Origin of the sequence: Bradyrhizobium sp. C-145 (assembly GCF_023375135.1) — a bacterium.
In the GTDB taxonomy this organism is placed as follows: domain Bacteria; phylum Pseudomonadota; class Alphaproteobacteria; order Rhizobiales; family Xanthobacteraceae; genus Bradyrhizobium; species Bradyrhizobium zhanjiangense.
In genome coordinates this window covers 5968098-5981406 of record NZ_CP088150.1, presented here as the reverse complement: position 1 = coordinate 5981406, position 13309 = coordinate 5968098, and the positions used below count along the sequence as shown (strand labels likewise).

13 protein-coding genes are annotated in these 13309 nt (G+C 63.9%); 4 read left to right on the top strand and 9 right to left on the bottom strand.

Annotated features, from left to right (window positions below; translation table 11 throughout):
- Positions 1-7: 7 nt before the first annotated feature.
- Genes LRP30_RS28275 through LRP30_RS28255 form a run of 5 tightly spaced genes read right to left on the bottom strand, consistent with a single transcriptional unit; the run spans position 8 to position 5379 of the window.
- Positions 8-1540 carry an ABC transporter ATP-binding protein gene (locus LRP30_RS28275; protein ID WP_249756856.1) on the bottom strand — a complete coding sequence of 511 codons (1533 nt, stop codon included), beginning with the start codon at positions 1538-1540 and terminating at the stop codon, positions 8-10.
- Entirely contained in the window at positions 1537-2220 is a 684-nt protein-coding gene (locus LRP30_RS28270) for an isochorismatase family cysteine hydrolase (protein WP_249756855.1), read from the bottom strand. Before LRP30_RS28270 ends, LRP30_RS28275 begins: the two co-directional genes overlap by 4 nt.
- 11 nt (positions 2221-2231) lie before the next feature.
- Positions 2232-3158 (bottom strand): ABC transporter permease, encoded by a 927-nt coding sequence (locus tag LRP30_RS28265; RefSeq protein WP_249756854.1) that lies wholly within the window; start codon positions 3156-3158, stop codon positions 2232-2234.
- Positions 3158-4270, bottom strand: coding sequence for an ABC transporter permease (locus LRP30_RS28260; RefSeq protein WP_249756853.1), 1113 nt, complete (start codon positions 4268-4270; stop codon positions 3158-3160). Before LRP30_RS28260 ends, LRP30_RS28265 begins: the two co-directional genes overlap by 1 nt.
- A complete protein-coding gene (locus LRP30_RS28255; RefSeq protein ID WP_249756852.1) occupies positions 4267-5379 on the bottom strand; it encodes a BMP family ABC transporter substrate-binding protein in 1113 nt (370 codons plus the stop codon). Before LRP30_RS28255 ends, LRP30_RS28260 begins: the two co-directional genes overlap by 4 nt.
- A 408-nt stretch (positions 5380-5787) precedes the next feature.
- Between LRP30_RS28255 and LRP30_RS28250 the strand changes: the two genes are divergently transcribed.
- Positions 5788-7071 carry an allantoate amidohydrolase gene (locus LRP30_RS28250; protein WP_249756851.1) on the top strand — a complete coding sequence of 428 codons (1284 nt, stop codon included), beginning with the start codon at positions 5788-5790 and terminating at the stop codon, positions 7069-7071.
- 73 nt (positions 7072-7144) lie between these two features.
- The gene (locus tag LRP30_RS28245; RefSeq protein ID WP_249756850.1) at positions 7145-8518 is read left to right on the top strand and encodes a hypothetical protein; all 1374 of its coding nucleotides are present in this window, start codon (positions 7145-7147) and stop codon (positions 8516-8518) included.
- A 117-nt stretch (positions 8519-8635) separates the two neighbouring features.
- Here the strand turns inward: LRP30_RS28245 and LRP30_RS28240 are convergent, their stop codons facing one another.
- A complete protein-coding gene (locus tag LRP30_RS28240) occupies positions 8636-8854 on the bottom strand; it encodes a hypothetical protein (RefSeq protein ID WP_128938950.1) in 219 nt (72 codons plus the stop codon).
- 349 nt (positions 8855-9203) lie between these two features.
- On the opposite strand from LRP30_RS28240, the gene LRP30_RS45275 reads away from it, so the two are divergent.
- Entirely contained in the window at positions 9204-9386 is a 183-nt protein-coding gene (locus tag LRP30_RS45275) for a hypothetical protein (RefSeq protein ID WP_128932528.1), read from the top strand.
- Between the two features lie 25 nt (positions 9387-9411).
- On the opposite strand, the gene LRP30_RS28230 is transcribed toward LRP30_RS45275, so the two are convergent.
- The 3 genes from LRP30_RS28230 to LRP30_RS28220 all read right to left on the bottom strand — a co-directional run bounded on the left by LRP30_RS28230 (position 9412) and on the right by LRP30_RS28220 (position 12089).
- Positions 9412-10788 (bottom strand): VWA domain-containing protein, encoded by a 1377-nt coding sequence (locus tag LRP30_RS28230; RefSeq protein ID WP_249756848.1) that lies wholly within the window; start codon positions 10786-10788, stop codon positions 9412-9414.
- Between the two features lie 5 nt (positions 10789-10793).
- A complete protein-coding gene (locus LRP30_RS28225) occupies positions 10794-11741 on the bottom strand; it encodes a MoxR family ATPase (protein WP_164939653.1) in 948 nt (315 codons plus the stop codon).
- Between the two features lie 147 nt (positions 11742-11888).
- Entirely contained in the window at positions 11889-12089 is a 201-nt protein-coding gene (locus LRP30_RS28220; protein WP_091897156.1) for a hypothetical protein, read from the bottom strand.
- A gap of 224 nt (positions 12090-12313) precedes the next feature.
- Between LRP30_RS28220 and LRP30_RS28215 the strand changes: the two genes are divergently transcribed.
- Positions 12314-13288, top strand: a complete 975-nt coding sequence (locus tag LRP30_RS28215) for a quinone oxidoreductase (protein ID WP_249756847.1) — start codon at positions 12314-12316, stop codon at positions 13286-13288.
- Positions 13289-13309: the final 21 nt, after the last annotated feature.

Here is a 13309-nt window from a genome sequence, read left to right as displayed (position 1 = left end):
TCCCTGGTCAGTGCCCCGCCATGTGCCGGCCGACCACGGTGAGGTCGGCCTCGCTGGTCCGTGCTTCATACACGAATTCGCCGTGGAACATCACCACCAGCCGATCGGACAGTTCGAGCAATTCGTCGAGATCCTCGCTGACGAGCAGCACGGCGGCGCCGCGGTTGCGGGCGGCCATGATCTCGGCGTGGATCTGCGCCACCGCTGCGAAGTCGAGGCCGAAACAGGGATTGGCCGCGATCAGCACCTCGACGTCGCCGGCAAGCTCGCGGGCGAGCACGGCACGTTGCACGTTGCCGCCGGACAGTGCCGAGATCGGCGTATCCGGCGTGCGGGTCTTGATCTTGTATTGCGCAATCTTCGTCCTGGCGTCGTCTCGAAAGGCGCCGCGATTGAGCCACCAGCCGCCACGGGCGAAGGGCGCACGGTCGAATTCGCGGAAGGCGATGTTGTCGGCGACGCTCATGCCGCCGACGCAGGCGTTCTTCAACGGCTCCTCGGGCAGGAGCGACATCTTGTGGCGCCGCATCTCCTCGCGGCTGGCGCGGTAGGGATCGCCGGCAACACGAATCTCGCCGCTTTCGGCCTCGCGCTGGCCGGCCAGCACCTCGACCAGCTGGCGCTGGCCGTTGCCGGAGACACCGGCGATGCCGACGATCTCGCCGGTCCGGACAGTGAGCGAAACGTCATGCACGGCGACTGCGCCGGCATCGTCGAGCGCACGGAGCTTTTGCAGCTCGAGCCTGGCTTGGCCAGCCTTACCGGTGCGCGGCGGCTGCACCGTCAACTCCTCGGCGCCGATCATGGTGCGAGCCATCGCGTCCGGCGTGAGCTCAGCCACCTTGCCATGACCCGCCAGCTTGCCGCGGCGCAGGATCGTGACGTCGTCGGCGAACGCCATGACCTCGCGGAACTTGTGCGTGATCATCAGGATCGTCAGCTCACCCCTGACGACCAGGCCGCGGAGCATGACGAGCACCTCGTCGGCTTCCGCCGGCGTCAGCACCGAGGTCGGCTCGTCCAGGATCAGGAAGCGACGCTTCAGGTAGAGCTGCTTGAGGATCTCGCACTTTTGGCGTTCGCCGGCAGAGATGTCCGAGACTTTGGCGCCGAGCGGCACCTTGAAGGGCATGCGGCTCAGAAACGCCTCGAGCTCCTTCATCTCCTTCGGCCAGTTCACCACCGCCGGCACATCGTCGCGGGCCAGCACGAGGTTTTCCGCGACCGTCATCGCCGGCACCAGCGTAAAATGCTGGTAGACCATGCCGAGCCCGAGCGCGTGAGCGTCCTTCGGATTGCCGATCGCCTGCTCGCGCCCGCCGACGAGGATGTCGCCTTCAGTCGCGTGGTAATAGCCCATGATGCATTTGACGAGGGTCGATTTGCCGGCGCCGTTCTCGCCGAGCAGCGCGTGGAACGAGCCCGGCCGCACCTGCAGCTCGACATTGTCGAGCGCCAGGAAATCGCCGAAGCGCATGGTCATGGCGACGGCATCGACGCCGAAGGCGCCGGAGGGCGGTGGCGTTTCACCGATGATCACGAAATCGCTCCGATGAAGGCGTCCGACGTCGAGACCGCGCCGAACACGCCGCCCTGCATCTTGATCATCTTCAGCGCGTGGTCGTGGTTGCTCTTGTCGGTCGCGCCACAGCAATCGTGCAGCAGCACGCATTCGAAGCCGCGATCGTTGGCCTCGCGCATGGTGGTGTGAACGCAGACGTCGGTGGTGATGCCCGTGAGCACGATGTTCTCGATGCCGCGCACGCGCAGGATCAGCTCCAGGTCGGTGGCGCAGAACGAGCCCTTGCCCGGCTTGTCGATGATCGGCTCGCCCGGCAGCGGCGCCAGCTCCGGGATGATGTCCCAGCCGGGCTCGCCGCGTACCAGGATGCGGCCGCAGGGGCCGGGATCGCCGATGCCGGCGCCGATCTGGCGCGAGCGCCAGCGCTTGTTGGCGGGAAGATCGGACAGATCGGGGCGGTGCCCTTCACGGGTATGGATGATATGGAAGCCTTGGCTGCGCATCATCGCGAGCAGCTTCCTGATCGGCTCGATCGGTGCCCGCGTCAGCGAGAGGTCGTAGCCCATCTTGTCGACATAGCCGCCGATGCCGCAGAAGTCGGTCTGCATGTCGATGATGATGAGCGCGGTGTTTTCGGGACGGAGGTCGCCGTTATAGGGCCAGGCATAGGGCTCGGACTTGATGTGTCGCTCAGGCATGATCTTGCTCTCTAGCGTGTGATCGACAATTCCGCCGGGGCTCCGGTCAGTGTGCGTTTGGGCGAGCAGGTGATGATCATGATCGCCAGCGTCAGGATGTAGGGCGCGGCGTTGAAAAGGTGATAGCCGGAGGTGACGCCGACCGATTGCAGCGCCGGCCCCAGCGCCGCGGCGCCGCCGAAGGCGAGCGAGGCCCATAGGCAGAGCAGGGGATCCCAGCGCGCGAAGATCACGAGCGCCACCGCCGTGATGCCCTGGCCCGAGGACAATCCTTCATTCCAGCTGCCGGGATAGAACAGCGACAGGAACGAGCCGCCGATGCCGGCGAGGAAGCCGCCGACCATGGTGGCGCGCAGGCGGATCAGCAGCACCGAGTGGCCCATCGCGCGCGCGGCATCCGAGCTCTCGCCGGCGGTTCGGATGAGCAAGCCCCAGCGCGTGGTGCGGAAGGCCCAGTACAGGATCGGTGCGAGTGCGACGCCGATCAGGAAGAGCACGTTGACGCGCAGCGCGGCGCGGACCTGCGGGACGTCGCTCCACCAGCCGAAATCGAGCGCCGGCAGCCGCGGCGCAGTGGGCTCGATCAGCGGCTTGCCGAGATAGAAGGCAAGGCCGGTACCGAACAGCATCAACGCAATGCCGACGGCGACGTCGTTGACGCGCGGCAGCGAACAGATGCCAGCGTGCAGCGCGCCCAGCAGTGCGCCGGTGATGCCGGCTGCGAGCACGCCCAGCCACGGAGAGCCTGAAAGGTAGGAGATGCCATAGGCGCTCATCGCGCCCATCACCAGCGTGCCTTCGAGGCCGAGATTGATACGGCCGGAGCGCTCGGTGATGCATTCCCCCAGGCTCACGAACAGGAACGGCGTGGAGACACGAATGGCGCCGCCGAGCACGGCGAGCGGGACGGTCCAGAGTCCGATCGATCCGTCTGCCATCAGGACTTGCCTTTCAGGAATCCGATGCGGCCGTAGAGCGCATCGCTGGCCAGCACGAAGACGAAGATGATGCCCTGGAGCACCAGCACGGATGCATCGGGTAATCCGAGGCGCCGTTGCAGCAGACCGCCGCTGGCGCTGATGCCGCCGAGCAGGATCGCTACGGGGATGACGGCGAGCGGATTTTGCCGCGCGAGGAAGGCGACGAGAATGCCGGTGAAGCCGTAGCCGGCAGCAAGATTGGCATTGGTGCGTCCCTGCACGGCGGCGACCTCGACCATGCCGGCAAGGCCCGCGGCGCCGCCGGCGAGAAAGCAGATGGTCAGGATCAGCTTGTCGACGCCGAGGCCGACGATTTTCGCGGCGCGGATGTTGCCGCCGGCAACCCGCGCCGCGAAGCCGAACACGGTGTGATAGATCAGGACGTAGGCGGCGATGGCGGCGATCAGACCGAACAAGAGGCCCCAATGCACGTCGGTGCCCGGAATGGTGCCGATCATGTTGGCGGCGCCGATATCGCGCGTCGAGGGCTTGTTGAGGCTGGCGGGATCGCGCATCGCGCCTTCGACGAGATGGTTGAGGATTGCGAGCGCGATGTAGACGAGCAGCAGGCTCGATATGGTCTCGTTGACACCGCGATACTGTCGCAAGCCGCCCGACAGCATGATCCACAAGCCTCCGCCGATCACGCCGGCGATGACCATGGCAATTTGTACGGCGAGCGGCGGCATGCCTTGAAGCGCCAATGCGGCGCTGGTTGCCGAGAGTGCGCCGATCAGGAGCGCGCCTTCGCCACCGATGATGACCATGCCGAGTTGCGCGGGCAACGCGGTGCAGAGTGCGGTGAGGATCAGCGGCGCCGCGCGCGTCAGGGTGTTCTGCCACGAGAACCAGGTGCCGAACGCGCCGTAGTACATGTAGAAATAAAGGTCGAGCGGATTCTTGCCGAACATCGCGACGAAGATGCCGAACACCACGAGCGCGCCGACGAGCGCCGAGCCCGGGATCAGGACATATTCGATCGTGCCGCCGTGCCGTTGCAGAAAGCCGGAATCGGCGGCCGGGGCTATTGTCCCGACCGCCTCGACAGAATCAGCCGCTTCCGTCGTCACGAAGTCGCTCCGATCACGCCTTCGACGAGGTAGTCCATCTTCTCCAACTCGGGATCCTTCTGGCCGCGATCGGTGCCGGCCGCGATCACCGTCTTGCCCTTGTTGTCGACCAGCCCGCCCTTGAAGATGGCGTAGCCGTCAGCCGAGAGGAATTTGGCCTTGATGTCGTCGGCGTGCTTGCGGGCCTCTGCCGAAACCGCTTCGCCATAGGGCGAGGTCTTGACGATCTCCTCCTTGAGGCCGCCGCGATAGAAGTTCGGGATGCTCTCGCCGGCGGCGATCATCTTCACGAACTTCGGATAGAGCGCTTCCCAATTCCACTCCGCGCCGGTGAGATACGCCTTCGGGGCGAGTGGCGACTGGTTGGTATGATAGCCGCAGACGAAGGCGCCGCGGCGCGCCGCGTTCTCGACCATGGTCTTGGGGCCGTCGACATGGCAGGTGAGCACGTCAACGCCCTGGTCGATCAGGCTGTTGGTGGCTTCGGCTTCCTTAACCGGCATCGACCAGTCACCGGTGAAGATGACTTGCGTGGTCGCCTTCGGATTGGCGAGCCTGGCCCCGAGCGTGAAAGCGTTGATGTTGCGCAGCACCTGCGGGATGGGCTTGGCCGCAACGAAGCCGAGCTTGCCGCTCTTGGAGGTGTAGCCGGCGACGATGCCGGAGATGTATTGAGCTTCGTCGATATAGCCGAAATAGCTGCCGGCGTTCTTCGGATCCTTGTCGCTCCAGAGGCCGCCGCAATGCTCGAAGCGCAGCTTCGGGTACTTGTTGGCGATCTTGACCATGTGCGGATTGTAGTAGCCGAACGAGGTCGGGAAGAGCAGGCTGGCACCGTCGAGATTGATCATGGACTCGATCGTCTTCTCGACCGCGTCGGTCTCCGGCACCTTCTCTTCCTCGACGACCTTGAGGCCGGGAATCTTCTTCAGCGCCGCTGCGCCCTGCGCATGCGCTTGGTTGTAGCCGTAGTCATCACGCGAGCCGACATAGATGAAGCCGATGGTCGTCTCGGCTGCGAAGGCCGGGCGGACGCCAACCGCGGCACCGAGGGTCAGGGCCGCGCTGCCTTGCAACAAATGCCGTCGTGAAATCCTGCCAAAATCCATTGCTTGCTCCCCTTGGCGGATGCCCCGCCTCAATCTCGCGGCTACCGCCGGTCTGGCGGAGCCTGGAACAAGTGTCGCAAGCTTCGTGCCACAGGCTGCGGAGCTTTCATTTGAGTGTAAGCTATTGAAAATAATGGAGCTTGCGCGCTGCCCGAATCCTGGTCAGGGGATCGACAGATTAATTTATGGGCAGTAACTCCCAATTGTATGCAATGGAGTTAAGCAGCCTTAACCGGTTCGCGCGTGTGCATGACGGAGCAGGACGGTCGGCCGGCCACTCGCATTCATGCTAACCACGTGCGGATTGGGACGGCGCCGGATGCGTGATTTTCGCTGGCACCGAACTTGTATCGATCGTCATCAGGACCGCCGCAGCAGCGGTCCGCGAGAGATGGAAAGCCCGCCGAGATGGTTGCTGGGAACGCCTTTCAGACGACATCGCTCGGCAAAGAGATCGTGCGCCGCATCAACGAACTCGCCGCGATATCGGAAGAGGTTGGCAAGCTCACCCGCATCTATCTCAGCAAGGAGCTGCGCGAGGCTGCGGACCTCATCTTGGGTTGGATGCGCGAGGCCGGCATGAGCGCGCATCTCGATGCGATCGGCAATGTCTGTGGCCGCTACGAAGGCGAGCGGCCGGGTGCGCCCTGCCTGATGCTCGGCTCGCACTACGACACGGTGCGAGATGCCGGCAAATGGGACGGGCCGCTCGGCGTGATCACCGCGATCGCCTGCGTCGCAGATCTCAATCGCCGCGGCAAGCGCCTGCCGTTCGCGATCGAGGTCGTCGGCTTTGCCGATGAAGAGGGAGTACGTTTCGCCTCGACGCTCCTCGGCAGCCGTGCGGTGGCCGGCACATTCGACGAGAGCGTGCTGAACACGCGCGACCGTGACGGCGTGTCGATGCGCGATGCGCTCATTAGCTTCGGCCTCGATCCCTATCATATCGGCGCGGCTGCGCGGGCGCGACGCGAGCTGCTTGCCTATCTCGAGCTGCACATCGAGCAGGGGCCGGTGCTGGAAGCACAGAACCTGCCTGTCGGCATTGTCACCGCGATTGCGGGCGCGACACGGCTTGCCGCGCGGCTGACCGGCATGGCGGGGCATGCCGGCACGGTGCCGATGGCGCTTCGGCGCGACGCACTTGCCGGCGCCGCCGAATGCATCGGCGCGATCGAGCAGTTTTGCCGGACCGACGAGGGCGGGCTGGTCGGCACCGTCGGATACATCCAGGCATGGCCCGGCGCGACCAACGTCATCCCGGGCGAGGTGTCCTTCACCATCGACGTGCGCGCGCCAACCGACATGCATCGCAAGCGTGCAGTCGCCGACATCGTCCGCCAGGTCGAGGCGATCGCCAAGCGCCGGCAATTGGTGCTTCAGCTCGACCTCACGCACGAGAACCGCACTGCCCCCTGTGCGCCCTGGCTCAAGGAGCAGATCGCTCAGGCGATCGGAGCGGAAGGTTTTTCCGTGTTCGAGCTGCCGAGCGGGGCAGGGCACGACGGCATGGCGATGATCGACATTGCCGATGTCGGCATGATCTTCGTCCGCTGCCGCGGCGGGATCAGCCATCATCCTGATGAGCATGTCGAGCTCGCCGATGCCGACACCGGCGCGCGGGTGCTGCTGCGGGTGATCGAGAATTTCAGGCCGCGGGAAGGTGAGTTGAGCCCGCAAGTCACGGGATAGAGACACGAATCAGACACGCCTAAAATAGTGACGGCCTTCCGCCGGGACCACGAGGCACAATTCGACGAGACAGATGAACAGCGACATTTCTTTTCCGCGCCATCGCGAAAGCCGGTTCTATCAGGGGCTGACGGCGACCTTCGTTGCCAACGCGCTTCAGGCGGTGAATTTTCTCGGCGATCGATTCCTGCGGCAATCGCATCATCCGTTCACTGCCATTGCGGACCTTTACCGGCACGCGATGGACAGCGCCTTTTCGGTGACCGAGGCATTCCTCGTCACGGGGGCGCCGCATGCTTCCGCATATTATCCGCGCGACTTCGCCTGGTTCTATCCCGACGTTCTCGATCCTGAAACCATCATGGATTCGCAGGACGCGGTGCGACGGGCCCGTCTGCTCGAAAAGAGCGTGCGTCTGTTGCTGGAGGCGGTTCGCGCTGGCGTCGTCACCACGACCATCGTGCCGGCGGGACGCGATCGGTATCTCGGCGTGAACTATTTCTCGCGGCCCTCGGATACGCTGCTCGGCATCCTTGCCGGTCTCCAGCAGATGCTGTCCGCCGAGGACAGGGCGTCGTCCTTTCTGGCAATGTCGCAATGCGCGCATGCTGGCCGCCTGCTGCTGGCCGAATACGGCGCCGACCTGAAGCGGGCGATCCTCCAACTCGCAAGCGAGCTGGAGCCGTTCGACGATGCCGGCACCAGATGTTTGCTGTGCGATGCCCGTGCCCCGCGCTCTGCGGCAACGGACACCCGCGCCGAGCGCCGACGCTTCGTAACCAATGCCTGTGTCTACACGACGTTCGTGTGGAGCGTGCAGCTCGGAATCGTCGACGAGAACGAGCTGAAACGGCTGCTCGGGCGCGACCTCGCGCAGCACAAGAGAGACCTGCTCCGGCTGTTCGGCAAGGACGGCTACATCAGACATTCCCTGGACGGCCCGGCGGCTACGCCAGCGTCCTCGGTTGCGCTGGATTTCGTCAGCGTGCATCGCGGCTTCTGGGACCTGAACGAGGAAAGCGAGCGCGCCCTGTTCGCGGCCACGGCGGATTTGATCATTGCGGAGCCGCGCTTCCGCATCCCCAGCACGTTCCACTTCCTGGTGTCGGCGGATAATCCGCGGACCAAGATGATCCACAAGATCGCGGCTCCCGCCTACCAGGGACGCTCATCCTGGCCGACATTCAACGTCGAGTTTGCGGATCGCATGCTGGACTTCGACGAATTCTCGGGGAGTGGCACCTACCGGGCCTGCGCCCAGGGAATATTGGATGACATTCGGGCTGCAACCGAGGTCCATGGCGGCTATCAGGAACTGATCTCGGAGCGAGGTCTGAAATATCGCACCTGGGCCTATAAGGGCGCCGTGGCTCATTCCTGGTTTCCCCGCTTCCTCTCTGTCTGGAGGAGGGCATATGGAACATCGCTCCTCCGGTGGGATGACTGATCCGCAAGTCGGTTAACCAGTCGGCGGGGGCCACCCTCGAGCAGTTTTGCTGCCAGGGTCATCTAATCCGATTTAGGCAAGACTTGATGATCGGGCGAGTGCGGCCCATCGTTCGCATTAAGCCACGAGATCCAGCAGCCGGCATGATCCGCGCACCAGCACCTTGCGTCCGGTGGGCGTCATCTCAGGCAAGCCATCATTGACGACAACGAGGCCGAGCTTGACGAGACTTTCGAGAAGGTAGGCCTTCGAGAGGCCGTTCGATGCCGGATTGCGAAGTGTGCGTAGCGCTTCCCATTGGTCCGGTGAAAGATCGAAGTCGACGTCGTTGCTCATGTTGCCTCAAGCGATAGTACCGTTCGCGCGCCTCTGTTAGCGACGCTGCATGAAAACCATGCGACGACAATGAGTCGGGAATTCGGTGCGTTGTTTGGAACGTCTCTTCACAAATTGCCGCACTTCGTTGCGCCACAAGAGTTAAGATCGCTCCGCCGCTAATATCGTTCCGGACCTCGATCACTTATTGATGATGTCGGCTTGATGTTGCGCTGCGAACTGCCGCGCTGCACGGGAAGTGCTGCTGTCCCATTTCGCGCCGCAATATGCAGAAAAAATGAGACGGAGCGTTCGGGACACTGTTAGGTTCGTTCGCGGTGAATGGCTTCACAGGCAGGGAGTGGAGTACATGAATAGGCTGGTCGAAATTCGCCGTCAGGAATCGCTGTGCCGAGAGCGCGCTGCGCTCGATTTCGAGCGCCGCGTTTTCTGGCTCGCGCAGGCGGAAGAGTGGAAGCAGCGCGCTGTCGACGAAATCGCGCATCACTTTCGCGAGTGCAATCTTGCTCACGCCGAGCTCACCGCCGCCTGACGATAGAGGCGGGTGCGATCGCCCCTTATTGATAACTGGCCACGATATCGGATACCGCGCGCTCGAGTTGCTGCGCGGTGGCGCATTGCCGTACGACGCTGCAAAAGGTCGCATAGCGCGGCATCTCGGAATCGCCAAAGCCCCAGGCGAGCCGTCCTTCCGGATTGAGCCAGACCAGTCGCTTCGACCGTTCAGAGATGCGGCGCAGAATGTCGGCGCGCGGGTCGAGATTGTTGCTGCGGGCATCGCCGAGCACGATCACCGTGGTCTGCGGCGTCAGCGTGCTCATGAACTCTTTCTCGAAATCGACCAGCGAGGAGCCATAGTCGGACGAGCCGAAGCCGACCTTGGACATGATCTCGGCCATCGCCTCTTCCGGCGAGTTGTTCTCCAGGATCTCGCTGACCTCGATCAGATGCGAGGAGAAGGCAAACGAGCGGACGTCATCGACCACCTCGTGCAGCGAGTGGATCAGCAGCAGGAAGAAGTCGGAGACCTGAGCGACCGAGCCGGAGACGTCGCAGAGCGCCACGATCTTGGGTCGGTCACGATGCTTGCGCTTCCATGCGGTGAGGAACGGTACGCCGCCCCAGGCTGCGTTGCGGCGGAGCGTGCGGCGAACGTCGAGATGGCCGCGGCGCTGGCGCTTGCGCGGCTTCGAGTAGCGCTCGCGCAGCCGGCGGGCGATCTGGCGGATGAGAGCGCGCATCTCGGCGACCTGCCGCCGCTCGATGCGCGCGAGCGGCGCGTTGCGCAGAATCTCGTTGCGAAGGTTTTCGGCCTCCTCGCGGGCGTAGAGCGCGAGCCCCTGCGAGACCGCGTCGCGCACCGCTTCGCGCAGGGCATCGAGCGCGGCGCGCAGACGCTCGGCCAGGGACGGGTTGGTCGCGGTCAGTTGGTCCAGATCGTCTCGCAGGCGCTGGAGGCCCATGGCGTCGAGGATGCGGCTGGAGAAGATGCCGCGCTGGGTGGAATAGCGGATGTCGGACAGCGAGGCAGCACCGGAGGCACTGGCGATCGCCGCTGCGATCGCATTGCGATCCTGCGATAGCAGCATCTGCGCAAGAGGGCCGAGTTCCTTGGGAGGCTGACCTTCACCGGCTTCGCCGGCCGCGTCCGATGCGGACGACTGATCTGAGTCCTGCGAAGCGTCGTCGCTGCCGGCCTCGGGCTGATCCTGCCGCGGTTCCGGCTGGCTGAAGAAGAGGTCGAAACAGTCGCCGAGTGCGAGTTTTTCGTCCTGCGACTTGGCGAGCGTTAGCAGCAGGGCGTCGCGCAAGATGGCGCGGTCGGAGAAACCGACCTGCTTGACCGCGCGCATCGCATCGATGCTTTCGGCGGGCGAGACATGAACGCCGGCGCCGCGCGCCGCCCGAAAGAAACGATGGAGATTCTCGCGCATCGGCGTCAACCGAAGACGTTGGACCGTGCCGCCTTGGCAATGAAGGTCGTAACTTGCGGCACTGCTGCCTCGATGTCGGCTTCGTATTTCAGGAGCACGTTGAGCGTGTCCTTGACGATCTCGGTGTCGAGCTCCGAAGCCTGGAGCAGCACCAGCACGCGTGCCCAGTCGATGCTCTCGCTGACCGAAGGCAGCTTTTTCAGATCCAATGAGCGGATCTCGTGGATGAAGCCGACCATCTGCCGGCGCAGCGTCTGCGAGATGCCGGGCACGCGGCTCTCGACGATGCGTTCCTCCAGCCGCTGCTCGGGGAAGCCGATGTGCAGATGCAGGCAGCGCCGCTTCAGGGCATCGCCAAGATCGCGCTCGCTGTTGGAGGTGAGGATCACGGTCGGCGGCGTGATCGCGGAGACGGTGCCGAGCTCGGGGATGGTGACCTGGAAGTCGGACAGGATCTCCAGCAGCAGCGATTCGAACTCTGCGTCCGACTTGTCGATCTCGTCGATCAGGAGCACGCAGCCGCCCGGCTGCTCCAGCGCCTGGAGCAGAGGGCGCGGCTCGACGAATTCCTTGGAGAAGAACACGTCGCCGAAATCGTGCAGCTCGTCGAGCGCTGCATGCAGCGTCTGCGCACCGCCCAGGACTTCGCCGAGCTTGTCCTTCAGGATCTGGGTATAGAGAAGCTGCTTGGCATATTTCCACTCGTAGAGCGCCTTGGCCTCGTCGAGGCCTTCATAGCATTGCAGGCGGATCATCTTCATGCCGCGCCAGGCGGCAATCGCCTTGGCAAGCTCGGTCTTGCCGACGCCCGCGGGGCCTTCGACCAGGATCGGCTTCTCGATCTGTTGCGACAGATAAACGGCGGTCGCGATCTGCCGGCTCGCGATATAGCCTTGCGCGGCGAGGCCGCTCTCCACTGCCTCGATCGAGGTCGAGGCCTTCTGATCAGCCACGAAAGGGCGCTCCCAAAGGTCTTGCTTGAGGCTTGTTCTGCCTGCGTTCCGGGCAAAGAACAAGCCTCGTTTGGGAGACATCAGACCCGCGCGAACGGCGTTTTTTCCGCTTAACGCAAATAGTTGAGCGGTGCGCGGGCCCCGCGATCAGTGCCGCAGCTGCTCCGGCTTGCGGATGGTTTGTCTGACCTCGGCGCCGCAATCGGCGCATTCATAGACAAAGTCGATCTTGGCAAGGCTCCAATGCGGTTCGACCTCGCGCACATACATCGGCAGGAACCCCATGCAGGTGGGGCAATTCACTGGCGCGATTTCGACATCCTGATGATGCTGAACATAAGCTGGCATCTCGGCTCTCCTTCGCAGGCGACTACCAAACCCCGCGTGAAGGCTACTGCCACTCGCCCCAGGCCCGTCATCAACTCTTCCGAACAGAGACGGAACGGCGGGCGTTTGTTGCCCGTTGTGACATTCTTGTTACGTGTCTGTACTGTAACGGCCGGACTAAATGCCTATTTCACGGGACGATCAGGTGCTCTGAACTTCACTGCAACGATAAGGGAGTAACGCCCATGACGCATGCCATTCGCTTTCACAAGACCGGCGGCCCGGAAGTCCTGGTCTGGGAGGAGGTCAGCGTCGGCAAGCCCGGACCGGGCGAGGCGCGCATCCGCCACACCGCCGTCGGTCTCAATTTCGTCGATATCTACAACCGCTCCGGCCTGTATCCGGCGCAACTGCCGAGCGGGCTCGGCAGCGAGGCGGCCGGCGTTGTCGAGGAGGTCGGCCCAGGGGTCACCGATCTGAAGCCGGGCGATCGTGTCGCCTATGGCGCCTCACCGCTCGGCGCCTATTCCGAGGCCCGGCTGATTCCCGCCGACCGCTTGTTGAAGCTGCCTGACGGCGTCGATGACAAGACCGCGGCGGCGATGATGCTGAAGGGACTGACGACGCAGTATCTGATCCGGCAGACCTATCGGGTGAAGGCCGGCGACACCATCCTGCTCCACGCCGCAGCCGGCGGCGTCGGTCTGATCCTGAGCCAGTGGGCCAAGCATCTCGGCGCGACCGTGATCGGCACCGTCAGCAACGACGAGAAGGCAAAGCTTGCCAAGGCGCATGGCTGCGACCATGTCATCATCTACACGCGCGAGGATTTCGTGAAGCGTGTCGACGAAATCACCGGCGGCAAGAAGGTGCCGGTCGTCTATGATTCCGTCGGCAAGGACACGTTCCTGAAATCGCTGGACTGCCTCGCGCCGCTCGGCGTCGTCGCGCTGTTCGGCCAGTCCTCCGGCGCGGTGGAGCCGCTCAATCTCGGCCTGTTGGCCCAGAAGGGCTCGCTCTACGTCACGCGGCCGACGCTGTTCACTTATGCCGCCAAGCGTGAAAGTCTGGTCGCGATGGCAGGCGAGCTGTTCGACGTCGTCAAGTCCGGCGCAGTCAAGATCGAGGTGCACCAAGCCTATCCACTGAAGGACGCCGCCAAGGCGCATGCCGATCTCGCGGCGCGCAAGACCACGGGATCGACCGTGCTCATGGTGTGATATTCACCCGAGACGGTAGGG